The sequence below is a fragment of the Streptomyces rhizosphaerihabitans genome, from assembly GCF_025399795.1.
GTDB classification, from domain to species: Bacteria; Actinomycetota; Actinomycetes; order Streptomycetales; family Streptomycetaceae; genus Streptomyces; species Streptomyces rhizosphaerihabitans.
Genome location: NZ_JAODTZ010000027.1, coordinates 106,852 through 130,294 on the forward strand (window position 1 = coordinate 106,852; position 23,443 = coordinate 130,294).

Below are 23,443 nucleotides of genomic sequence, written 5' to 3' on the forward strand. Positions count from 1 at the left end.
GACCGACGGCTGGTGACCGGCGATCGGGAACCAGGGGCCGGCCACCGCAGCCGGTCACCGTGACCGGCAATCGGGACTGGCGACTGGTGACCGGCGACGCGTGACCGGTCGCCGGTGGTGTCACCGGCGACCAGTGTGTCGCGGTCCTGAGCCGTCAGCTGTCAGCTGTCAGCCGTCAGCCGTCAGCCGACGGGTGTCGGGTGTCGGCTGACAGCCGTCGGATCTCGGCCATCAGGCGCCAGGCGCCAGACGTCGAGGGTCGCGCGACGGCAGTCAGGTGTCGCGCGACGGTCCGGACTACTGCTGGGCCGTGCGGTGCGTGGCGGTGCCGGTGGACCGGCCCTGGCCGGGGCGGCCACGCCGGCCCCGCGAGGAGGCCGAGGCGCTGCGGCGGGGACGCTCCGTCACCGGCGCACGGATGACGACCGGCACGCCCGAGGGAGTCTGGGCGCCCGTGATGCGGCTCAACTCAGCTTCGCCTGAACGTACTTGGCTGGTCTGCGGGGTGATACCGGCGGCGACCATCAACCGGCTCATCTCGCGGCGCTGGTTGGGCATCACCAGGGTCACCACGCTGCCGGACTCGCCGGCGCGGGCCGTACGGCCGCCGCGGTGCAGGTAGTCCTTGGGGTCGGTCGGGGGATCGACGTTGACCACGAGGTCCAGCTGGTCGACGTGGATGCCGCGCGCCGCGACATTGGTCGCCACCAGGACCGTCACGTGCCCCGTCTTGAACTGGGCCAGGGTCCGCGTGCGCTGCGGCTGGGACTTGCCGCCGTGCAGGGCAGCGGCGCGGACACCGCTGCTCAGCAGGTGCTCGGTCAGCCGGTCCACCGCGTGCTTGGTGTCCAGGAACATGATCACCCGGCCGTCGCGCGCAGCGATCTCGGTGGTCGTCCGGTGCTTGTCCGAGGCCTGCACGTGCAGGACGTGGTGCTCCATCGTCGTGACCGCGCCCGCGGACGGGTCGACGGAATGGACCACCGGGTCGGAGAGGTAGCGGCGGACCAGCAGATCGACGTTGCGGTCCAGGGTGGCGGAGAACAGCATCCGCTGTCCTTCCGGACGCACCTGGTCGAGCAGAGCCGTGACCTGCGGCATGAAGCCCATGTCGGCCATCTGGTCGGCCTCGTCCAGGACGGTGATGGCGACCTGGTTCAGTCGGCAGTCGCCCCGCTCGATGAGGTCCTTGAGCCGGCCCGGCGTCGCGACGACGACCTCGGCCCCACCGCGCAGGGCTCCGGCCTGCCGGCCGATCGACATTCCGCCGACCACGGTGGTCATCCGCAGACGCAGGGACCGGGCGTACGGGGTGAGCGCGTCGGTGACCTGCTGGGCCAGCTCTCGGGTGGGCACGAGGACCAGGGCCAGCGGCTGCCTGGGCTCGGCGCGCTGACCGGCGGTACGGGCCAGCAGCGCGAGGCCGAAGGCCAGCGTCTTGCCCGAGCCGGTGCGACCCCGGCCGAGTACGTCACGGCCCGCGAGGGAGTTCGGCAGGGTCGCGCCCTGGATCGGGAAGGGGACGGTGACGCCTTCGTGGCCGAGCGCCGCCAGCAACTGCTCCGGCAGGGCGAGGTCGGCGAACGCCTCCACGGGCGGCAGGGCGGGCGTGATCGTCACCGGCACCGCGAACTCTCCCTGCGGGGCGGCCTGCTGGCGTCCGTAGCCCTTCGACCGGCTGGGGGCGCCGGAACGGCCCGAGGACGGGGCGCCGAATCGGCTGCCGCCACTCCTCTTGGAGCCGGCACCCTCGGTGCGGGTGCGGGAGTAGCGATCGTTGGTGCGCGTGCGGTTCATGCGGAACCTTCCTTGACCGGGCGCGTATCAAGGAATTCCCGCAGCGAATGAGCAGCGCAGAGAATCGCGAGAACGAGCCGAATGAAATTCAACACCGAATCGGATCGGTGAGATCTCTCACGGGGTGCGCTGCCGAACGGGCGGCGCGATCCCGGAAACAAGAGGAATGGAGAGGGTGAAGCAGATGAAGCAGATGAAGCGGAATGGAGAAGGGTGGAGGAAAACGAAGAGAAGCGAAGACAAACGAACGGGAAGCGAGGAGCAAGCGCCGGACGATGTGCGACAGAACACAGGAGCAGATCGGACGCGACCCTTACGCGGACCATGCGCGACCCCTGCGCGGACCCGGAGCGAGCCGGGAACGGGAACAGGCCGGCGTAGGCCAGGACCGGACGAGGAGCGGGCCACGAGTGGACCAGGTGGCCCGGGTGCGAGATCGGCGGCAGAGGTCGGGAAAAGAACCGAAAGGTCCGTTCGCGGGCGCCGTTCCGGCGCGCTCGCTTCCCGGTCGGCGGATACGGATTCCCGTACCGAGGGCCGTGGCCCCGGAAGGGCGGGTCGCTGTGGACCCTGATCCGAACCTGAACTCCCGGAAGCGCGGTCGCGGGTCGAAACCCACCGCGGACCGCCGGGGCGTCTGCGCCGAAAACGCGGCGAGCTGGGGCCCGCACCCCAAGGTGCGGGCCCCAGCAGCGCCGTGCGTGCGGGTGTCAGGCGGGAACGATGTTCTCCGCCGTCGGGCCCTTCTGGCCCTGCGCGATGTCGAAGGAGACCTTCTGGCCTTCCTGGAGCTCACGGAAGCCCTGCGCGGCGATGTTCGAGTAGTGGGCGAAGACGTCGGCGCCGCCGCCGTCCTGCTCGATGAAGCCGAAGCCCTTTTCCGCGTTGAACCACTTCACGGTGCCAGTAGCCATGTCAATTCTCCTTTGGGACGGTGCTCGGAGTCCGCAGATCGCTGACTCCGTGTCGCCGTGATGATTACCCCGCCGGAAATGACCGGATACAAAAGAACTCCACCCTGCAAGAAGAGGGTGGATGCTCACAAGTTTTTGGGAACCACAACTGCAACTGCTATCGACAGTAGCACGGCACGATCGATTGTGCGCGGCGGATAACTTCGCTCCGCCTGTCGATCAAGAAATCCTCATCGCGTGCGTCGTCGATTTCTTACGTCGCCGCCACAGATATTGGCTCGCCCGGGTCGCAGCGTTTCTGTCCGGGGCCCCCGGCATCATGCGGCGGAGTTCGGAAAATGTGACGAAATTCGACCCGCGCCGTTGCCGACCGGCCGCGAGCGCACCGCGTGGCACGGTGACGGCACAGTACCCCGCATCGCGGGGCAGAGGGCGGCCCCCGGCGGGACGGCCCCGCATGACGGCGACGGCTCCGGCGGAACGGCCCGTACGAAGGCGACGGCTCCGGCGGAACGGCCCGTACGAAGGCGACGGCTGTCGGCAGGACGCCCCGCATGGCAGGGACGGCCCCCGGTGGAACAGTCCGCATGACGGCGACGGCCGGCGGCGGGGACGCCTCGTGCGCAGGTCGGGCCCCGGTGGAACGGCCCGTATGCGGAATCGAGATCATCTCGCATGCCTCTCCCTGCAACTCCCGGGCGGTCCCGCGCCGTCCTGTGGGGCAGAACCCGCGGCCGGGGACACAGCGGCCGTATGCCGTGGTCACGCAGGCCGTGACCACGACTTCGCCGGTCGAGAAGAGTCGGCCGGGAGAAGTCGTCGAGAAAGGATGGGCCATGCCCGGTCTCAGACGTACGTCGGTGATAGCGGTAGCGGGCGGAATCATGCTGCTGACGGGGTGTCAGGATTCGGCGGACGCAGGTTCCGCCGCGGGCACCCACACCTCCGCTTCGGCCGCCTCGTCCGAAGCAGCCGTACGGGCCGACGCCTCGGCCGCGTCACCCTCGTCGAGTCCCGCCGGCACGCGCACGCCGTCGCACGCCTCGGCCACCGCGTCCGCCGCCCCGGACCGGGCCGCGGATCAGGCCTCCGCCCCGACCAGCCACCCGCCCACGGCCGTCGCCGGCTGCCGCAACCTGGCCGTTGGCGACGAGGTGAAGGCCGCCGTGACCCGGGTCTACCGGCACGATGTCACCCACTTCACGCACATCGAGCCGGTGCCGCACGTGTTCTTCTACGGTCAGTGCGGCACCGTCCGTTACGCCGCCACCCGTTTCGGGCTCACCGCGGGTGCCACGCAGCCGGAACTCGTGGGCATGCAGGACGAGGGCAGCGCCATCAAGTACTTCCGGAGCTCCGGCAACGGCTGGGTCTACGTCGCGAGCGACGGCTTCCCCGCCGGACCGCACGGCTGCGGAGACATCCCGGCGATTCCCGACGCCCTGGCCGCCGCCTGGGGAAACTGCTCGCTCGACCACTGAGTCGCCCGCGCGGCCGCGGCCTTCGCTACGGGCCCCCCGGCCGCGCCGCGGTCGACCTGCTGACGGGCACGCGGTCGGCCTGATGTCAGGCACGCGGTCGGTCGTGACGGGCATCCGGTCGGTCCGGTGACGGGCACGCGGTCGGCCTGGTGAGGTGGCAACCGGCCGACCTGGTGACTGGCACCCGGGCGGTCCGGTGAGGTGGCAACCGGCCGACCTGGTGACTGGCACCCGGGCGGTCCGGTGAGGTGGCATCCGGGTGGCCGCACGGGCTGCGCCCCGAGGCCGTCGGTCCTCACGGCGAGGACAGCGCCGGAAATCCTGTCGGGATCGCGGCCGGAGAGGCCGTCGCATCGTGCGCGACGGCGTCGAAGTCGACGTATCCGGTCTTCTCCAGCACCGAGATGTGATCCAGCTCGGTCCGGTTGGTGGCCGTGGCCAGCTCTCGCATCAGCGTGTTGCGGGTGCTGCTGCGCACCTGCGCGAGTGCCTGGAAAAGCCTGCCGTGCTCGTCACGCAGGAGATTCGCGAACTTCCGCCGGTAGTCCTCGCCCTGGGCGGCCGACAGTTCCGCAAGCCACCCCTGCTGCTCCGCGGTCGGCTGGGTCGGCAGCACGAGGGCGAGGTCGGCCGCGACGGTGCGAACGCGCTTGTCGAGTTCGGTGTGGCCGGCCACCAGATGGTCGCCCGCCTCCTTGATCGCCTTCGTGGGGGCCCGCTCGATCGCCTGCCGGCCCGCGGGTATCTCCCACAGCCCTTCGAGCTGCACTTGCACCACGAGGTCCCGATCGGCGACGGTCAGTGGTCCCCAGGGTGTGTTCACCGCCGGTCCGGGGTCGGCCACGGAGGCCTTCGCGGCGTCGAAACGGTGAGGGTACGAGTAGAACACCGGGTACGCGAGTGAGCCGATCGTGCCGAGGATCGCCAACACCATGAACATCGTGACGAAGCTGCGCCGCAACTGAGCCTCCTGGGACCGGCTGGTTTCTGGAAACCTGTGCGTGGCCGGTGCGGTCCGTACCGGCCGGGGCCGTTCTTGGCGCGTACCGGGTGCTCCGGCCTCTTTCCCGTACGGGGGAACGGGAGTTGGAGAGGCGGGGCACCCGGCCGCCGCGCCAGAAGATCACTTCGCGGCCCGGGACGGATAGGGCCGAACGGCCCCGGATGTCAGAGCCGGACGGACGCCGGAGCGTGCCGCCGCACCGCTCCCGAAGCGGCCTCACCGCCCTTGCCGTCCTCGTCGGCGCCGGACTGGCCATCACCGTGGCCACGGCGACCTTTTCGCCGACCGCCGACCGCCGACCACCGGCCCCGACAAGGGCCCGCAGTGGCTGGCGGCCGCCGTTCCCGCCGCGCTGGTCAGCCTGTTCCTCTTGATTGCGGCCATGGCGACGCACGCGCACACAGATATACGTATACGCATATGCATACGCGGTCGGGCACCGCCCGTAGAGGTACAGCAGTCGCGGACCCTGGATGACCCCTACGGCAAGGAGGCATCCGCAGGCGTCCCGGCACGCACCCGGCGCACGGTGAGTGATCCCCCGGGACGACGGGCCTCATGCCCATTGCGGCCTCCGGACCCCGAGAAGCCACGGCCGGAGCCGTCACACGGCGCTCACACCGCGCTCACACGGTGCCGCGTGCCCGGAAGGCGTGCCGCGCCGACCGGACGGCGATGACCAGTCCTGTCACCGCGATCACGAGCGTCAGCGCGTCGACGAGCTCCACGACCGGGTGGGGTGCGTGCACCAGACCCGGCAGCCTGGCGGCGATCATCGCCAGACCCATGAGGAGGGGGAGCCACACCCAGGAGCGGCGCGTGTCCTGGTCGGGGCTCTCTCCCTTTGGCGTTCTGAAGCGCTCCCACCAGCGGATACCAATTACCACGAGAACCAGCGCACACCCCATGGCAACCACTGACCAGTCCATCAACCGCAACATCGTGCCTCCTTGGCCGCCAAGATCGTCTTCTTGCGGAAGGGACTCGGCAAGGGGCCGTGCGTCGCGATCGATCAGCGCTCATATTTTGCCAGGCCATGACAATATGTGCCGACCTGCGGCGCAGTGCGGGGACCTGGCCGGCTCTGACCGCGAAACGGGGCAAAGTCGCTGGTCGGGCGGGCCGGAAGGGGCTTCTGCGACGACAACTCCGTGCTATTTTGCGCCTCTTGATCGTGAAGGTTATGTGGGGGGCCTTTCATGAAGCTGGCGCGATTCTCGCCGTCGACCGCCGCGGCATTGCTCCTGGGGCTGACGACTGTCGTCGGTCCCGGCGCGGTCGACTCGTACGCGGCATCAGGCACACCGCTGCCGATCGCGCACTTCGCGCACATGGTCGTGGACGCTCCGCACGGACACCTCTTCATCAGCGGCGGCGCGGGCACCGACGGCATTCTCGTCACCGACCTCGACGGCGGAAACCCGACGACGATCAGTGGTGAGCCGGGTGCCACCGGTCTCGCCCTCTCCGGCGACGGATCCGCGCTGTACGCGGCTCTCCCGGGCCAGGACGCGATCGCCGCGATCAGCACGAACGACCTGACCGAGTCCGCTCGTTACGACACGGGCACGGGTACCCGTCCGGACTCTCTGGCCGTCGCCGGGGGCACCCTCTGGTTCGGGTACGGCACGGCGGGAGCCGGCGGCATCGGATCCGTCGACGCGGCCGGTACGGTCATCTTGCGCCAGGATTCCGGTAGTTGGCCGGCACCGCCGATGCTGGCGACGACCCCGACGCCCTCCGGCGTACTCGCCGCCGCCACGCAGACGGGCGCCACCTCCGCCTTCGTCACGTACCGGGCCGAGGGCGACACGCTGACCCGGCAGGCCGCGAAGGCACTGCCCGTTCCCGACCTGAGCGACTTCGCGGTCACGGCGGACGGCCAGCACCTGGCCGTCTCGTCCTGGGTGGGCCCGAGCGCCGACCGGTACCGCACCTCGGATCTGGCGGTGGACGGGCGATTCGCCGAGTTCGTGGCCTCAAAAGCTGTCGCCGTGGCCCCGGACGGCACCCTGGCCGGCTGCGGATGCAACTACGGAGTCCGGGTGTTTCCGGAAACGGGCGAGGGCGTCTACAACGAGTACGACTACGAGTACCCGCTGAGCCTGCCCGCCCACGGCCTCGCCTGGTCACCGGACGAGAGCCGCCTCTACATCGTCGGCGTGGACGCCTCCGGGGGAACACCGACGCTCCGCACAGCCCGTAATCCGGAAACCGCATGGGTCCGTCTCAGCGGAGGTTCGACCACCACTCCACTCGCCCCCGGCGAGGCCTATTCGTTCCGGGCGGGCTTCTACTCACCCCTCGGCCTCGGCGCCGGGGAATCCATCATCCCGGGCACCGTACGGATCACGCGCTACGACGCCGCGGATCCGGGCGGCGTGCTCATCCCGGACCCGACCACCACGCGGGCCGGCGTGGCCGACTTCTTCGGCTCCTACCACGTCGCCGGCACCGCCCCCCTCAGCGGCCCGCTGAGCTTCCGCGTCGACTACTCCGGAAGCGGCCACTACGGTCCGGCCGGCCAGACCTTCGACGTCCCCGTCGCGAAGTACGCGCCCACCATGGCGGTGACCGCACCCTCCACCGCCGGCCGTGCCGCATCACCGTTGACCATCACGGGCAAGCTCACCTGGCCGCACGCGCACGTGACGACCGGGGCCGTCCACGTCGTCAAGACCGACCCGGCGCACCCCTCCGGCTACGCGGTGGGCACCGTGTCCGTCGCCGCCGACGGCGGTTTCGCCTTCCACGACTCCCCGCAGACCGGCGGCGCGAACACGTACGCCTTCAGCTACGACGGCGGCACGTCCTACCTCCCGGTCAAGACGTCGGCCACGGTGCAGGTGTCCCGGGCCACTCCGGGCCTGAGTGTGACCACCGACGCGACGTCGTACCACTCCGGCGCCACCGTCAAGGTCACCGCGCATCTGGGGACCACGTACAACTCCCGTTCCGTGACGCTGTACGACCAGCCCGCGGGCGCGTCGCGGGCGCAGCTCAAGAGCGGCAAGGTCGACGCGCACGGGAACCTCGTCGCGTACTACAAGACCACCCGCAACACCGTCTTCAGCGCGGCTTTCGCCGGTGACTACCGCTACGCGCCGCGCACGGTGACCACCAGTACAACCCTGACACCGACGGTCCGGACGCAGACGCAGTGGCCGCTGTCCACCACCCGCGTCGGCTCCACCACCTACCAGGTCTTCTACAAGTCCGAAGTCAACATGGGCTTCAACGTCCAGGTCACCCCCCGCCAGTCCGGCGGCTGCATGTCGGTGTACCTCGAGCACTACTACTCGGGGGCCTGGCACCAGACCACCTTGCAGAGTTGCGTGCCCCTGTACGGCGACGGCTGGTACGGCTACGGCCGGGCTCTGAAGCTCTTCACGAGCAACGACCACTACCGCATCCGAGGCCACTACACGCCACCGGCCAAGGGCGCACAGACCGGCAGCGTGTGGACCCCGTGGACCTACCTCACGGTCCGCTCCGGCAGCCCCTCGTGAGGCCGAAGTCTCCAACTGATCAGGTGAGGCACGGACATTGACGTGGGAGGAGCCCCGGGCCACCTGGCGGCCCGGGGCTCCTCCCGTCCCCGGAATCTTCTCTTCCCGCGCACAACCATTCCGGCGGCTCCGTTGTCACACCCGTGTCATAGGCATTCGAAACATGCCGCGCCCGGTGCCTTCCGGCTTCCGGTGACGCGCGGCCTCCCACGGCTCATGGGGGTTTGAACCACCTTGCGCAACCGCAGGATCTCCACCGCGACGGCACTCGCCGTCCTCTTCAGTTCCGTGGCGCTGACGGGCCTCGGGTCCACGGCCGCCCACGCCGACGGCCACGCCGTCCTGCCCGTCGCCTCCGTCGCCGACGTCGTCGTGGACAGCGTGCACCAGCGCGTCTTCGTCAGCGACCGGACCGGCGGCAAGGTCGTCGCCACCGACTACAGCGGCAACGTCGTCGGGACGCTCGGCTCACTGCCGGAGGCCAACGGCCTGGAACTCTCGGCCGACTCGCAGACGCTGTACGTGGCCGTCGAGGGCAGCGACGAGATCGCGGCGATCGACACGGCCGGCCTCACCGAGTCCGCGCGCTACTCGACCGGTACCGCCGACGCCCCGGCGACCCTCGCCCGCACCGGCGGGAAGCTGTGGTTCGGCTACGGCACCACGATGTACGGGGACATCGGCTCCCTCGACCTCTCGGGCCCGGAACCCGTCCTCGCCGTGGCCCAGGACAGCGGCAGCCGCTGGTACTACGCGCCCCGGCTGGCGTCCAACCCGGCGGCGCCCGGCGTGCTGGCAGCCGCCGAGCCGGGCAGCAGCCCCGCCGCCGTGGCGACCTACGACGTCTCCGGCGCCGACGCGCCCAGGCTCATCGCCCAGGGCCAGGCCGGTGAAAACCTGCGCGATCTCGCGGTGACCCCCGACGGCAGCCAGGTCGTCACGGCCAGCGGCTGGCCCTACAAGCACCAGGTGCTGTCCACCACCGACCTGAAGGAAGTCGGCAGCTACCCGACCGCCACCTACCCGAACGCCGTCGACATAGCCGCGGACGGCACCGTCGCCGCGGGCATCGACGGCTACTACGAGCCGGACGTCTACGTCTTCAAGCCCGGTACCACCCAGCCGGTCCGGAAGTACGAATTCGCCGACACCGGCACCCTGGTTCCGGACGGCCTGGCCTGGGAGCCGGACGGCAACCACCTCTTCGCGGTCACCGGCAACGGCAGCACGTACCGCCTCAACACGTTGAACGCGCCGGCCAAGACCACCACCACGGTGACGTTGAGCGCGCCTTCCTCGGTCGTTCCCGGTAAGCCGCTGACCGTCACCGGGAAGGTCAGCGGTGGCGATGCGCTGCCGGCCGGGACGTCGCTGACGGTCACCCGTACCGATGCGCAGTCGCCGTCCGGCAAGGTGCTGGCCCCGGTCACGACCGGCGAGGACGGGACGTTCTCCTTCACCGACACCCCGTCGGTCGAGGGCGATGCGAAGTACGCCGTCTCCTACGCGGGCGACGCCGGCCACGCTCCGGCGTCCGCCACGCGGACCGTGGTCGTCGCCCGCAGCGCCACCACGGTGACGTTGAGCGCGCCTTCCTCGGCCACCCGCGCCAAGTCGCTGACCGTCACCGGCAAGGTCGCCAACGCCGAGGCGCTGCCGGCCGGCTCGGTACTCACCGTCAAGCGCACGGACCTGGAGTCGCCCTCCGGCAAGGCGCTGGCCTCGGTGAAGACCAAGGCGGACGGCAGCTTCTCCTTCACCGACACCCCGCCGGCCGGCGGCGACGTGAAGTACGCCGTCTCCTACGCGGGCGACGCGACCCGTGCCGCGGCTTCGGGCTCCGACACGGTGAACGTCTCCCGGAGCTCCACCACGCTGAGCCTGAACAACAACGGCACGGTGTACTCGTACGGCAAGGACGTCACCTTCACCGCGCACCTGGGCACCACCTACAAGAACCGCACGGTGGAAATCTGGGCCAACCCCTACGGCTCGGACAAGCCCAACGTCCTGGTGAAGAAGGCGACCGTCAACTCCAGCGGAAACGTCTCCGCCGTGGTGGACATGAAGCGGGACACCACAGTCACCGCGGTCTTCGCCGGTGACGCCCGCACCGCCCCGAAGTCGGTCCAGGTCAACGCGTACGCCCAGGTGAGTGTCTCCACCTCTCTGACGAAGTACTACAAGACGGGCAAGGTCAGCGCGAGCTCCCCGACGTACTACTGGTACCGGAAGAACACCGGCCCGCTGTTCACCACCACGATGAGCTACTACTCGGGCCGCAATCACCGGCTGGACATCGACGTCTACTACCAGGGCCAGTGGCACCGCGGTTACGAGGAGTTCTTCGCACTGGGCACCAACGGCAAGAGCGTCATCGACCTCGGCGCCTCCGACGAGGCGGGCCTCCGCGTCCGGGTCCGGTCGGCCTACATCAACGACTCCTCCGGCGACAACGTCAACTCCACCACCTACAGCTCCTGGAAGTACATCTACTTCACCAACTGACCTGCGGCCCCGTGCCGTCGGTGGAGAAGCGCCGAGCCGTCCGTCGGCCGGGGCTTCTCCACCGACGGCCGAATCAAGCCGTCACTCGACGTGTGCGCTCCTTCGCTTCATCCACGAAGACGGACAGCCGGACAGCGCTTCGACAGCGTTTCGGGAGGCGTTCGTCCGTCTCCGCCTGGTGAGATGTCCACGGTTTTCGGTAGCGCTGGGCTCCGCCCCGGCAGTGCTGTCGAGCTGCGGATCCTCGCTGTCGGGCACGAGCTCAATCGGACGGCGTGACCGGGGACCACATGCCGAGCCACTGCTCGGCGCCCCACGCCTCGAACCGCTCCACCTCGGTGAACCCCAGCTTCGCCGCGAGGCGCATCGAGGCGACGTTGGCGGTCTGGGTGTGGAGCACCACCGGCTCGCCGGGAAGCGCGTCGGCGAGCCAGCCGAGTGCCGCCGCGCACGCCTCGGCGGCGTACCCGAATCCCCACGCCCGCGGCAGGAACAGGTAGCCGAGATCGGTCTTCCCCGCGGCAGCCGGGCGACCGTGCTCCGGTGCTCTCCTGAGCAGGATCTGGCCGATCATCGACCCGTCGAGATCAACGACGAAGCTCCCGGGCCACCCCTCGGGCGTCCCGGACATCTCGCGCTCAAGCTCGTCACGCGGGCGGGGGCCGCCAAGGTAGGTGTGCACCTCTGGCGACGCGAGCAGCTCGATGAACGCCGCACGGTCCCGGGCCTCGGACTCGCGGAGCACGAGCCGCTCGGTCCTGATCGGGGCAGGTGGCCAGGCGACGGGTCCGAGTTCAGTCATGCCGACCAACCAATCAGCACGCTCGGCAGCGATCAAGGCTCGCGGACCGATCAAGCCACCGGCCCGGGCCCACCCTCACCAACCGGCCCGGTCCCACCCTCACCAACGGGGCCGGGCCCTGCAAGCCAAGCCCGTCAGGGACGGGATGCCTCCCGTTCTCGTGAACATCGACGGAGATCCATAGGGCCGACCTGGGGCTTCGGTGCCTGGTGGGGCGGCTGTCAACTCGACTGCCGCGGAACCTGGTTGACCGTAGTCGACCTCGGCATGTGGCACGGCTGTGTCACGAAGCCGCGTCCTTCTGCGACTTCGCATCTCCATCAACGGCCTGGGCCCTGGTCGGGACCTCGTTGCACCTGCCGCCCGTTCCGGGGGTCCGGGGCGGGCGGCAGGGCAGTGGTGCGACCTGGAACGGCCGTTACGGCGTGTTGGTCGTCTTCAGGGCATCCAGGTCAGGTGCTGGGGTGTCGACGGCCTTTCCGTTGCCCAGGCCGATCCCGGTCCCGGTGGTGAGGGAGCGGGGTCCGGCCGGCAGAGCGGAGGTGCTGGGAATTTCACCGTTCTGGTAGGGCCGGTGGTCGACCAGGCCGCTGCTTGCGCTGATCGCTGAGCCGGCTGCCGACGCCCCCTGTCGTACAACCGTTCGCTCCCTTCGGCGGTCTCCTGTGGCGCAGCCCTGATCTGAACGGCAGATGTCCATGGGCTGATGCGGGACGAAAGGGCGAACGTATGCGCAGAGTTCGAAGACTGACTGTGCTGGCCACTGTCACGGCCGTGTCGGTGGGCACGGTCGTGCTGGGCGCGGGCTCTCCCGCCGGTGCGGCGCCGGGTTCCAAGGCGTCGGCGGCCGGCAAGTCGGCCGACTTCAACGGGGACGGCTACGGCGATCTGGGCATCTCGGCGAACGGTCACGCCGTGGTGATGTACGGGGCGAAGACGGGCCTCAGCGGCTCCCGGCACCAGGTGCTGTCCGATGGTTCGGGCTCCGCGGACCCGTACTCCGAGTTCGGCGACTTGATGACAGGAGGGGACCTGGACGGCGACGGCTACGACGACCTGGTGGTGGGCGACACCGGCCCGGTCCCGGCGACGTCGATCTTCTGGGGCAGCCCCAAGGGGCTCTCCGGCCGCACGCCCCTCTCCTTCTCCCTCCGCTCGATGATCGTGGGCGACTTCGACGGCGACGGCAAGAACGACCTCGTCGCCAAAGTGGACCTGGGCTACGGCCGCGCGGAGACCAGGCTGTTCCGGGGCCCGTTCGGCCGGGACGGCGCGAACGCCTCGACCAGCGTCGTGAACACCGGGATCTCGTCCGGCAGCCTGTCGGCCGGGGACGTCAACAGCGACCACATTCCTGACCTGCTTGCCGTGGGAAGACACGGCAACACCGCCGATGCCTCCCTGATACTCGGCTCGAAGAACGGCTTCGGACCCCCCAAGGACTTCTCCACCATGGTCAACTCGGGGAGCCTCGCGGACGTCGACGGCGACGGCTACGCCGACGTCGTCCTGGGCGCTGGGCTGGAGGGCTACCAGCCCAAGGGCGTGGTGGGCGGTTCGGTCGTCGTCCACTACGGCAGCGCAGGAGGCGTGAGCACCACCCGCAAGCCGGTGCGCATCAGCCAGGACACCGCCGGGGTGCCCGGCACCGGCGAGAAGTACGACCGGTTCGGCTTCCACCTGGACACCGGCGACGTCGACGGCGACGGCTACGCCGACGTCGCGATCGGGGTGATGCAGGAAAGCATCTCCGGGGTCAGCACGACCGGCGCGGTGACCGTGCTGCGCGGCTCTTCCAAGGGCCTGACCGCGACCGGTGCCGTGTCCTGGCACCAGAACACGGCCGGAGTGCCGGGAGTCAACGAGCCCTACGACATGTTCGGCTGGCAGGTCTCCCTGATCGACATGAACGGTGACGGACGAAGCGAACTCGCCACCAGCACGGACAGCGAGAACAGGGACGAGGGCAACCTCTGGTACTTCAGGTCCGGCAGCAAGGGCCTGACCACGAACCAGGTCGTCTCCATCGGCCCCAAGACCGTCGGACTGACAGCCAAGTACCGCTACTTCGCCCGCTGGCTGGCCAACTGACCCCACACCCGGACCAGCCCAGGCCCGGGCACGGGAGGGCCCCGACGCGCGGTGCGCCGGAGCCTTCCCGCATCCCGGCCCGTCTCAGAGGCCGGGCCCAAGGGGCCGGCCCGCGCTCGCGGGCACTTGGTGTTCGTGGGCGAGAAGGCCGCGCTGATCTGTCAGCACTCCGACGACGAGCGGCAACGGGACAACGGGACGTGGCGGCCGGACTCGACGTCATGGTGCGCGCCGAGCGGGCGAAGCACCACGACGACGACCGGGCGCACCACAAGGCGGATCTCACCGGCAGCCAGCCGGTCCTTATGGTGCGGTTGTGGTGCGCGACCCGCTCATTGGTTTGGACAACAAAGAACCCCCGGGTCATCGGCCTGGGGGTTTCACATGGAGCGGGTGACGAGAATCGAACTCGCACTCTCAGCTTGGGAAGCTGAGGTGATCTAGAGCTGGCCGCCCGGCTGACCTGCTCCGGAGCAGAGTTAGCTCGGTTCAACCCTTGGCCGGTTCCCTGGTGTTCCCCGCGGTTCCCCGCACGACCTGGCACGGATCTGGCACGTCCTCTCGTCTCGGACAGTCATAGATCCACCCGAGACGTGTCGGCCTCGGCATCGCCACGACGAAGAACGACGTACGCAGGTCGAAAGGAAGTTCCCGCAGCATTGGCTCCATGACCTTGAAGAGGGCGTCAGCATTCGGCCCGTAGGCGTACACCACAGCCTCGCCGCCGCCGAACTCGTTCCCGTCCACCTCGCCAACTCCGGTGGTCTCAACGGCATCTGTCATCGCGCGTTTCGCATCGTAGATTCCAGCACGCTCGTCCGGTTCCCCGAATTTCTCCCCACCCAGGCGGAAACGGGCGGTGACAGCCTGCTCGGAAGCGTCGGCCTGAGGCATGTCGAAGAGTGCGTCCATGCGCGACACGATGTCATCGGGCAGGTAGTCAGAAACACCGCATCTTGCCTGACGGCTAGCCCTCCGGGGAAACCAGTCTCATCAGGGGGCTGTGACCTGGCGCTTCCCCGACCGCGCCGGTAGCCGACCTGTCACTGGCCGTCGCCGCCGCAGGAGAAGACGCCTGCTGGCTCGGCAGCGGTGGCGCTGCCCAGCCGTGTCGGACGGCGTGACCGCCGAGCTGCATCCGGGTACGGACCCCAGCCATGTCCATGAGGTGGCGCAGGCGTCGGTGCAGCGTGCGCTGTGACAGGCCCAGCTGTGTAGCGGTCGTCTGGTCGGTCAGGCCGGCCAGCAGGAGCGCGAGGATCCTTCGGTCGAGGTCGGTCGGGCCTTCCGCGCCGAGCTCCACGGTGGTTTCGGCTTCTGTACCGGTGCCCGACAGCTCGAGCGGGTGGGCAGTGCGCCAAACCGTCTCGAACAGCGCGTCCAACGCGTCCAACAGGCCGCTGCGGTGCAGCAGCACGGCGCCGGCCTCTCCGGCTGGTGTGACCGCGAGCGGCACCAGGCCGAGGTCGGTGTCGGCCAGCACGAGTTTCATCGGCAGTTGGTCGGTGACACGCAGTTGCACGCCGTTGCGCAGTGAATCGATCGCATCGGTGATGATGCCCGGCTCTGCCAGCACGGCCCGGTCCAGTACTGCCCGGAAGTGCACGCCGCGGCCGATGGCCATGGGTTCGGCCGTGTTCTCGTCGGGCGGGACGGCGAGGAACGGTGCGGTGATGAAGCTGCGGACCTGCGTGCGGGCCGCCTGCTGCACCTGGAGGAAGCGATGGCGGATGGCGTCGCGGCCCGTGACGACTTCGATCAGATCGTTGATGCTGTTCCCGGTCATCGCCGCCCGGTGTTCCTCGGCGAGGGTCACCAGTGCCTGCTCCGCCATCCGCAGCCCCTCTCGGCGCTGGGCGATGAGAGCGCCGAACGCCATGGCCGGCGGCGCGGCGGTGAACTGCTTGTCCGCCGACCCGATCACCAGCCCCCACTCGACCAGCCGGGACAGGGCCTTGTCGACGTGGGCCTGTGGTGCGACGAGCAGATCCGACAGCAGAATCGCGGTGGAGCCGGGCCGTCCCAGCAGCTCCCGGTAGACGCGCTCGTCATCGGGTTCGAGGCCCAGAACGTCCAGCATCGGCGACCGACCTTCTTCCATTTGCCGCAGCGGGGAGAGTATGCGCCATGGCGGCAGACTCTGAATAGTGCCTGCTGGGAGCGGGTGCGACGGGAAGGGCCCCGGGGAGGTGACTCCCCGGGGCCCGACAGTGCGGTTCATCGCAGGCCGTACGCCCGGATGATTTCGTTCTTGACACTGAAGCCGCGGTCCGTCCCGGCGCTCGCGCGGACCGAGATGAAGCCGCCGGGCTTCTTCGCCGTCCTGAACGAGCCCTTCCAGTAGCCGTCGGCGCCCTTGGCCAGGGTCACCTTCTGCCAGGTGGCACCGTCGTCGTACGAGACGTCCAGCTTCACCGTGGTGACCTTGCCCGGCACGGTGCCGAGGCCCATCGATACCGGCTTGAGCGCGATCCGCTGGGTCGCATGGGACTTCACGTCACCGTGCAGGTCCGACTCCAGCTTGTAGTTCAGGTTCAGCACCGAGAACGGCTCGAAGAAGTCCGAGTCGACGGTGTCGGACAGGAACGTCCACTCGGTGTGGGTGCGCGTCGACAGCCGGAAGACGTCGCCGGGCCGCTCAGCGTCGAGGACGGCGCGGTAGGGCAGGTTACCCGCCGGCACCTCCTCCCACTGCATGTCTCCGCTGACCGGGTTGTCGTGGATGAGCGTGTCGCCCTGGAAGACCTGCAGGTGGGACGGCGTCTCACCCCACGGCAGGTAGCCGCCCAGCCGCATGGTCTCGCTGGCGGAGGCCCACGCCTGCACGTTCCAGGTCATGTAGTTCTGCCAGCGGGAGTTGTACACGCCGAAGGACTCGCTCTGGGCGGGCCGGGTCGCCGGAGCGAACCAGTCCAGACGGGTGGTGCTGCCCTTGGCATACGTGTTGTCGCCCGACACCATCGTCCACGGCAGAGCTCCGTCGACGCCCTGTGTGTGGAACTCCCGCCAGTCCTGACCCGGGGTCACCCATTCGGTGCGGGTGCCCGGGTGCCACTCGGTCTCGGGGAGGTTGAACGACGGGCTGAGGGTGAAGTCGGACCGGTAGCCTTCCGCCAACCCGTCATCCGTGGCCGAGTAGTAGCGGGCATCGATCCGGGCGAGGTCCCTCTGGGTCGGCTTGTAGACCAGGGCACGGTCCGGCACCCGGCCGGGGTAGTCCCGGGTCAAGTCGTAGACGAACGGCGTGTACTCGGTCTGCTTCGCTGTCAGCTTCACCTTGCCGGCCTTGGCCATCGCGATGAGGGTCTTGCCCGCGTCGCGGTGCACAGTGGCGACCGGGATGGCCGATTCGCCGACGTACTCCAGCAGGGCACCGACACCGTCGTCGACCACGATCAGCACCTTGGCACCGGCCGCGGCCGCGGCTTCGGCGCGCTCCTGCGGCGAGACCTCGTCGCTGCGCTTGATGACGACGACCTTGCCCCTGGCCCTGACCTTCTCGTAAGCGGCCGTCGCGCCGTCGCCCGCGTAGACGGCGTCCAGCGTGTTTGTGGCGGTTCCCAGGGCGCTGCCCGCCTGCACCAGTGCGTCAAACCGGAGCCGACCGCCCAACGCGCTCAGGCTGAGCTGCGGCTCGCCCTTGCGCCAGCGGGTGGTCAGGATGAACTCGCCCTGCTTCATTGGCTCCGTCGGCGCGACGTAGACGTCGTCGTACATCGGCGGCAGCACGTACGCGCTGCGGTAGTCCAGGTACGGGTCGAGGCCCTTGTAGTGGACGTTGAAGTCGACCTTGCGCTGGCGGTCCTCGGTGCGCTGCGGCGCCTCGGTCTGCAGCAGGCGTGCCTTGCTCGCGTCCAGCACCACGTCCATGGAGCCGTCCTTGAGCACGGTCTCCGGGTCGACCAGCACGGCCATACCCGAGCGGTCCGCCTTCTCGCCGGCCACGTCGATGTACCCCGCGACGGTGTACAGGCCGGGTGCCATACGCATGGTGGTCGAGCCGTCGACGTAGACGTTCCACGGCCAGACGTCGCCGGCCAGGTTGATGCCGACCCAGCCGGAAGCGGGCTTGCCGTCCCGGCCGACCAGCTTGATGTTCAGGTCGTAGCGCTCCTCCTCCTTGAGCAGCGCCACGGACGTGCGGGTCACCGGCTTCCCGGTGGCCTCGTCGGTGCCTATCACGTAGCCGACGTGCCGGCCGGCCGAGGCGGCTTGCGGGTCACCGGTCACCGGGACGGCGGCGGTGCCGCCCGCCGGGACGGTCACCGTGGTGTCTCCCAGCGAGAAGGGGCCACCGTCGTCGGTCAGCGCCAGCTTCAGTGTGACGTCGGTGGAACCGGCGTTGGTGAAGGTCAGGTCCTTCGTGACGGCGACGTCGCTCGGCTCGTGCGGCCATGTGTAGTTGCCGAAAAAGAGCGATCCGGTGCCGCGGACAGTGGTGCGCACGGCCGCGGCCACGTCGACACGGCCGGTGCCGACCTCGTACGGCGAGTACCCGTCGTCCAGGCCCTTCGCGGTGCTCATCAAATGTTCCTTGAGCTGCGCGCCGGTCCAGTCCGGGTGCCGCTGGGCCAGGATCGCCGCCGCACCGACCACGTGCGGGGTGGCCATGGATGTGCCGCTGAGGGTGCGGTACAGGCCCTCCCCACCGTCGGTCATGTCCTGCGAGCGGGCCGCGGTGATGTCCACGCCGGGCGCCGCGATGTCCGGCTTCATGCCGCCGGAGTAGGCCAGCGGGCCGGTGCTGGAGAAGGACGCGAGCTGGTCCTGCTTGTCCGTGGCCGCCACGGTCAACGCCGAGGCGGCCGCACCCGGGGCGGAGATGCTCTCCGGGCCCGCGTTGCCGGCGGCGATGACGAACAGCGTGCCGTACTGCTTGGAGAGCGTGTCGACCGTCTGCGACATCGGGTCGCTGCCGTCCGTCGGGTAGGAGTCGCCGAGGCTCATGTTGACGACGTCCGCACCGGACTCGGCGGCCCATTGCATGCCCGCCATGACCCAGGAGTCCTGGCCGGAGCCCTCCGCGCCGCCGAGCACCTTGCCGACGAACAGGTCGGCGCCGGGGGCGACCCCCTTGTTGTCGCCGCCGGAGGCGGCGCCGGAACCGACGATCGTGCTGGCCACATGCGTGCCGTGCCCGTTGACGTCGGTGACGCCCTCACCAGGCACGAAGCTGGTCGTGCCGTCGATCACGCCGGCGAAGTCGGGGTGGTTGACGTCGATGCCGGTGTCGAGCACCGCGACCTTGACGCCCTTGCCGGTGTAGCCGTCCTTCCAGGCCTCGGGCGCGCCGATCAGCGGCACGCTCTCCTTCAGGCTGGCCTTCACGCGACCGTCGAGCCACAGCTTCGACACACCCGCGCCCAACTTCGCGCTGCCTTGCGGCGCGACAGTGGTCCAGAAGGTACGGGCCTGTCGCTTCTCGGTGCTCAGCGCGGCACCGTGGATGCCCTTGAGTTTGCGGGTCAGCTTGCTGCCACGGGGGGCCGTCGGCTCGACGGCAGAGCGGGACTTCGGCTGGGCGTACGCCGCGATCAACGGCACCGCGGCCGACTTCGCGTCGTCGTAGCCCATCTCGATCAGGTCGGTGACGTTGAACAGCCGCCGGTCCAGCTTCTCGGTGCCCAGCAGCGGAGCCGCCTCGTCCGGGATGACGAACAGGTCGCCCTTGATCTCCTGGATCTTCACGCCCCCGACGGCGCTGTCCGGACGGTGGACGTCGGCGGTCTGCTTGCCGTCGGCCATCGTGGTGACGGTGACGACGTCGCCGGTGACCAGGGTGACCTTGTGGGTCGCCGAGGGCCTGGCGGGAACCGAGGGCTTGCTCGGAGCGGCTTGTGCGGGCGCTTGCAGAAGTGCGAGCCCCAACGCCAGCAGCGGCAACGCGGTGGCGGCGGAGACAAGCCGCCGGCGCCTGCGCCGGAAGGCGGAGGACTGAGAGGGGGAGGACATGCCATGGGTCTATCGGCCGGTTCACGCCGACGTGAAGGCCGGATGACGGCAAGTCCCCGCCATGGCAAGGACTTGCCAGCCACAAACCGCGCAGATCCAGGCGAGGTTGAACTTTTCGGACGCGGACATTCAGCCAGCGGTTTGCGACGCGAAGGCCTTGCCGACCGTTCGCCACCCCGTGACGGCCGTGACCTCACTGGAAGACGGGCCGGCGGTACGCGAGCACGAGACGCACGCCCTGAGGCGCTTCCACGCCTCGGTCCTCCTGAACGCCGGGGCGAACGTCGGACAACATCAAGGCGCCGAGTCTGCACCTCGGGCACAACGACCCGGGCTGCACGCTCCGCGTGCACACGCACCTGATGCCGAGCGGCGAGACCCGGACCACGGTCGGATGGCACGTCGAGGCACGTCGAGATGGAATTCCAGGAGGACTAGCACCGCACCCGTGCGGCCGCCCTTCTGCGGCTCCCCGACGGAAGAGAGGTGCGCGCCCACGGGTACGCCAGCCGCCACCCCTCCGACTCGAACCAGCCCAGGGGTCGGCGAGGAGGTCGCGGGTCCTCTGCGCAGCGAGACGGGCTCTGAGCTGCCTAGTCTGACCTCGGTTGTCTCAGCTCTCGCGAGGCCCACGACCGCGCGACCCTTGACCACTAGCACCTCGTACGTGCTCTGATCAGCCTCTAACTCACCTTCGCCGATGGGTACCTGCGCAAGTCCACTACGCGCCGCCCCTGAACTGGGACGGGGCTGTCGTCGCCTGTCGTCATCTGCCGTTGTCGGCCACCCTCGGACGGCCCACAGACGGCCCGGCTTAGGGCTTGCTGAGCCATAGCGGCTTTACAGGCCGCGCGGACGGCAACCCTTGAACTGTGGTTCGGTGTCCGCCCCACCGGAAGGTGGCTCCGGCATGGAGCTGGCAACGCCTTGGCCCCCGAGTTCGCCGTCGAGCCGGTCAGCGAGGATCATCGCGACATCGTCCGCCAAGTCGCCCTCGTTATGGCGGATCAACACCTGGTGCAGTTGCTCCAAAAATTCTGGTGGGGTGGTGCTGGCGTCTATCCCCTCCATGGCCTCCGGCAGAGCGAAGAATTCGCCGTCGCGGTTGCGGGCCTCGATCACGCCGTCGGTGTACAGCAGCAGACGGTCACCGGGAACAAACGGATAGCTCTCAGGCTTGGCGGAGAGGTCGGTGGCGAGGTCTTCGAGGCCTAGAGGCGGCAACGGCGAGGGCGACATCAGTGTTGTAGCCGTGCCCTGGTGCAGCAGCAGCGGCGGTGGATGCCCACGGTTGACCAGCTGCACCACGGGTTCGTCCGGCACCTGTGCGATGAGCGCCGTGACGAACCCTTCCAGCAGAACGTCCTGGTCATACGCACCTGGCACGGCGCCTTCCCGTCGCAGCGCGGCCGCGCAGTGGTTCATGACCTCCACCAGCTCATCCTCATAGTGCACGGCTTCCCGGAACGCACCCAACGCCACCGCGACGGCTCGCACCGCGACCAGCCCCTTGCCGCGGACGTCCCCCACGATCATCCGGACGCCGTATCGCGTCTGCACGGCCTCGTACAGATCACCGCCCACCTGTGCCCCCGTCCCCGCCGCAAGGGACAGGCTGCCCGCGAGCACTGGACCCAGTCGCGCGGGCACGGGCCGCAGCACGACCTCCTGGGCCGCCACGGCGATCCGGCGGACCTGGTCAAGCTCTCTCTGCCTGCGGGTCTGCACAGCGCTGCTAGTAATGAAGCCAGCCACGGAGACCAGGGACAGAGCCAGAAAATTGGTATAGACCTGAAGGGTGCCCCATGCCCCGTTGTAGGTCGCGGTGGTCACGCTGATCGCCAGCGCGAGAGCCGCCGCCGCGGTGGTGCCCTTGGGCCCCATCGTCACTGCTGCCAAAGCCGGGACCGCAGTGAGGAAGGGCCCGGTATAGATGAAGTGCGCAGGCGTGAGCTCGATGACCAGCACGGCCAGCGCGATCAAGAAGGGCACGCACTGCATCAGCGTGAAGAGGACCCGGCTACGCCGGCCTGCCCCGGGCACGGGCGGTGAGCGCAAAAGCGACTTCATGCCCCAAGCCTGCCTTGCGGAAGCTCCCGGCTCCACTCTGCTGCTGGCGTGGAGGCGCCAGGATCCGAACCTGGGAGGCTGAGCCGAGAGATGGTCACTTGTCACTTGTCTTGTCGCTTGTCGGTTCGCAGGTCAGAACCTGTGTTAGGCGTTCCCGCGGTACGGCCTTGTCTCACGCGATAAGTGACAAGCGACAGCGGCACTGATGCGCACCATCCCGTGATGCCGCGTCGGGCAGGAAGTGCACGAAGGTCCGCCCTTCGGGCGGGTGACTTTTCGGGCGCCCCTCGCCATGGGAGCTCCCGCAGGCGGGCGGCTGCAATCGCGCGCTGTGGCGGCGCCCTGCATAAGCAAGAGGAGCACGCTCCGGCACTCCGAGCCGGTGCTCTTCTTGCCGTGACGGCGGCCTTCCAAGGGGCGGACGGCAGTTTGGGTGAGCATTGCCGGGCCCCTCGATGCGAACTATGGGCACGACGGTCACTGGGGTCTGCCGGGCACGTCAGACGGTTACCCAGGGCCGATGGCGCTCGGGGCTGGTCGCGGAGGTTGCGGTACTTCGCTGCTGTACAGCTGGCCGACCACCGTTTTAGGAGCGAGGTGCAGGGAGCGCTGCTCTGACCTGCGAACTGTCCATGTGGGCGGCCGGACACAGAGCCTTCACGCGGAGATGACGGCATGATGGCCCGGCAGACACGCACATTCAAGGGGGGACCATGAGCACCCGTACCACTGCCGTGCTCATAGCGGCCGCCGCGCTCGCGCTCACCGCCTGCTCCAGCCCCGGCTCGTCCGATGAACCCGTCGCGCCCAAGCACTCTCCGACCAAGATATGGGTCGCGCCCGGCACCCTCAACGCCAGGCAGGTCGCCGCCAAGCTCGCCGACGAAATCGGCGTCACCACCCTCGGTAACCCGACTGACGACACGGCCTCCTGCTCTGACAAAGCCGCGGGCAAGAAGCCGAGCCCTGACGACTGCCTGCAGCTGATCACCACGGACACTGTGTCGATCTACGAGTTCTGGGGAGCGGGCGACGCCGAGCGGTGGGCGATTGAGATGAGGAAAACCGGCGACGCGATGCAGCTCGGCCGGATCGTTCTCGCCTGGAACGCCAGGCAGCAGAACCTAATCGACCACAGCCGACGCCTTGAGCTGTGGGAGGCGCTAAATAGGGTGATCCCCAGCGTGGAGTAGCGATGACGTGTTTGCACCCCGAGGCCAGGCCCGGCGTGCTCGGACGCAGAGCAACCCACCACTTTCCCCAGCTCTCATCCCGTCCGCCGTCGACCCACACACCGTGGAGCGGGCGTGGTTCAG

At 69.1% G+C, this 23,443-nt stretch carries 14 protein-coding genes and 1 pseudogene; 6 read left to right on the forward strand and 9 right to left on the reverse strand.

All coding sequences use genetic code 11. The features are described 5' to 3' along the window. Positions 1-297: 297 nt before the first annotated feature. Both N4G66_RS25740 and N4G66_RS25745 read right to left on the reverse strand, forming a co-directional pair. Positions 298-1,797 carry a DEAD/DEAH box helicase gene (locus N4G66_RS25740; protein ID WP_261706564.1) on the reverse strand — a complete coding sequence of 500 codons (1,500 nt, stop codon included), beginning with the start codon at positions 1,795-1,797 and terminating at the stop codon, positions 298-300. Positions 1,798-2,507: 710 nt separating this feature from the next. Beyond that, positions 2,508-2,711, reverse strand: a complete 204-nt coding sequence (locus N4G66_RS25745; protein ID WP_030224351.1) for a cold-shock protein — start codon at positions 2,709-2,711, stop codon at positions 2,508-2,510. A gap of 836 nt (positions 2,712-3,547) precedes the next feature. Between N4G66_RS25745 and N4G66_RS25750 the strand changes: the two genes are divergently transcribed. Next, on the forward strand, positions 3,548-4,192 hold the full coding sequence (locus N4G66_RS25750) for a hypothetical protein (protein ID WP_261706565.1): 645 nt from the start codon (positions 3,548-3,550) through the stop codon (positions 4,190-4,192). 295 nt (positions 4,193-4,487) lie between these two features. Here the strand turns inward: N4G66_RS25750 and N4G66_RS25755 are convergent, their stop codons facing one another. After that, positions 4,488-5,153, reverse strand: a complete 666-nt coding sequence (locus N4G66_RS25755) for a DUF4142 domain-containing protein (RefSeq protein WP_261706566.1) — start codon at positions 5,151-5,153, stop codon at positions 4,488-4,490. Positions 5,154-5,821: 668 nt separating this feature from the next. After that, on the reverse strand, positions 5,822-6,136 hold the full coding sequence (locus N4G66_RS25760) for a hypothetical protein (RefSeq protein WP_261706567.1): 315 nt from the start codon (positions 6,134-6,136) through the stop codon (positions 5,822-5,824). Positions 6,137-6,394: 258 nt separating this feature from the next. On the opposite strand from N4G66_RS25760, the gene N4G66_RS25765 reads away from it, so the two are divergent. Then, on the forward strand, positions 6,395-8,704 hold the full coding sequence (locus tag N4G66_RS25765; protein WP_261706568.1) for a hypothetical protein: 2,310 nt from the start codon (positions 6,395-6,397) through the stop codon (positions 8,702-8,704). 234 nt (positions 8,705-8,938) lie between these two features. Then, the gene (locus tag N4G66_RS25770; protein WP_261706569.1) at positions 8,939-11,212 is read left to right on the forward strand and encodes a YncE family protein; all 2,274 of its coding nucleotides are present in this window, start codon (positions 8,939-8,941) and stop codon (positions 11,210-11,212) included. A gap of 262 nt (positions 11,213-11,474) precedes the next feature. Here the strand turns inward: N4G66_RS25770 and N4G66_RS25775 are convergent, their stop codons facing one another. Further along, a complete protein-coding gene (locus N4G66_RS25775; protein ID WP_261706570.1) occupies positions 11,475-12,014 on the reverse strand; it encodes a GNAT family N-acetyltransferase in 540 nt (179 codons plus the stop codon). 753 nt (positions 12,015-12,767) lie between these two features. Here N4G66_RS25775 and N4G66_RS25780 point away from each other — a divergent pair. Beyond that, positions 12,768-14,105: an FG-GAP and VCBS repeat-containing protein gene (locus N4G66_RS25780; RefSeq protein WP_261706571.1), complete on the forward strand. Its 1,338-nt coding sequence runs from the start codon at positions 12,768-12,770 to the stop codon at positions 14,103-14,105. Positions 14,106-14,594: 489 nt separating this feature from the next. On the opposite strand, the gene N4G66_RS25785 is transcribed toward N4G66_RS25780, so the two are convergent. The 3 genes from N4G66_RS25785 to N4G66_RS25795 form a co-directional block, all read right to left on the reverse strand. Next, the gene (locus tag N4G66_RS25785) at positions 14,595-15,017 is read right to left on the reverse strand and encodes a hypothetical protein (RefSeq protein ID WP_261706572.1); all 423 of its coding nucleotides are present in this window, start codon (positions 15,015-15,017) and stop codon (positions 14,595-14,597) included. Between the two features lie 55 nt (positions 15,018-15,072). After that, complete coding sequence (locus N4G66_RS25790; RefSeq protein WP_261706573.1) at positions 15,073-16,185, reverse strand: transcriptional regulator TrmB; 1,113 nt, start codon at positions 16,183-16,185, stop codon at positions 15,073-15,075. Between the two features lie 137 nt (positions 16,186-16,322). Beyond that, positions 16,323-20,057, reverse strand: a complete 3,735-nt coding sequence (locus N4G66_RS25795; protein ID WP_261706574.1) for a S8 family peptidase — start codon at positions 20,055-20,057, stop codon at positions 16,323-16,325. 417 nt (positions 20,058-20,474) lie between these two features. Between N4G66_RS25795 and N4G66_RS25800 the strand changes: the two are divergent. Beyond that, positions 20,475-20,619 (forward strand): annotated as a pseudogene (locus tag N4G66_RS25800) (dsRBD fold-containing protein); the annotation flags it as partial. A gap of 278 nt (positions 20,620-20,897) precedes the next feature. Here N4G66_RS25800 and N4G66_RS25805 read toward each other — a convergent pair. Beyond that, complete coding sequence (locus N4G66_RS25805) at positions 20,898-22,127, reverse strand: PP2C family protein-serine/threonine phosphatase (RefSeq protein ID WP_261706575.1); 1,230 nt, start codon at positions 22,125-22,127, stop codon at positions 20,898-20,900. A gap of 713 nt (positions 22,128-22,840) precedes the next feature. Between N4G66_RS25805 and N4G66_RS25810 the strand changes: the two genes are divergently transcribed. Next, positions 22,841-23,320, forward strand: a complete 480-nt coding sequence (locus tag N4G66_RS25810; protein WP_261706576.1) for a hypothetical protein — start codon at positions 22,841-22,843, stop codon at positions 23,318-23,320. Positions 23,321-23,443 lie beyond the last annotated feature (123 nt).

What these genes read in the sequence shown, in the direction of transcription:
- N4G66_RS25785 (WP_261706572.1), bottom strand. Translation starts at nt 15,017, where the DNA reads ATGGACGCACTCTTCGACATGCCTCAGGCCGACGCTTCCGAGCAGGCT.
- N4G66_RS25775 (WP_261706570.1), bottom strand. Translation starts at nt 12,014, where the DNA reads ATGACTGAACTCGGACCCGTCGCCTGGCCACCTGCCCCGATCAGGACC.
- N4G66_RS25740 (WP_261706564.1), bottom strand. Translation starts at nt 1,797, where the DNA reads ATGAACCGCACGCGCACCAACGATCGCTACTCCCGCACCCGCACCGAG.
- N4G66_RS25750 (WP_261706565.1), top strand. Translation starts at nt 3,548, where the DNA reads ATGCCCGGTCTCAGACGTACGTCGGTGATAGCGGTAGCGGGCGGAATC.
- N4G66_RS25790 (WP_261706573.1), bottom strand. Translation starts at nt 16,185, where the DNA reads ATGCTGGACGTTCTGGGCCTCGAACCCGATGACGAGCGCGTCTACCGG.
- N4G66_RS25765 (WP_261706568.1), top strand. Translation starts at nt 6,395, where the DNA reads ATGAAGCTGGCGCGATTCTCGCCGTCGACCGCCGCGGCATTGCTCCTG.
- N4G66_RS25810 (WP_261706576.1), top strand. Translation starts at nt 22,841, where the DNA reads ATGAGCACCCGTACCACTGCCGTGCTCATAGCGGCCGCCGCGCTCGCG.
- N4G66_RS25805 (WP_261706575.1), bottom strand. Translation starts at nt 22,127, where the DNA reads ATGAAGTCGCTTTTGCGCTCACCGCCCGTGCCCGGGGCAGGCCGGCGT.
- N4G66_RS25745 (WP_030224351.1), bottom strand. Translation starts at nt 2,711, where the DNA reads ATGGCTACTGGCACCGTGAAGTGGTTCAACGCGGAAAAGGGCTTCGGC.
- N4G66_RS25760 (WP_261706567.1), bottom strand. Translation starts at nt 6,136, where the DNA reads ATGTTGCGGTTGATGGACTGGTCAGTGGTTGCCATGGGGTGTGCGCTG.
- N4G66_RS25795 (WP_261706574.1), bottom strand. Translation starts at nt 20,057, where the DNA reads ATGTCCTCCCCCTCTCAGTCCTCCGCCTTCCGGCGCAGGCGCCGGCGG.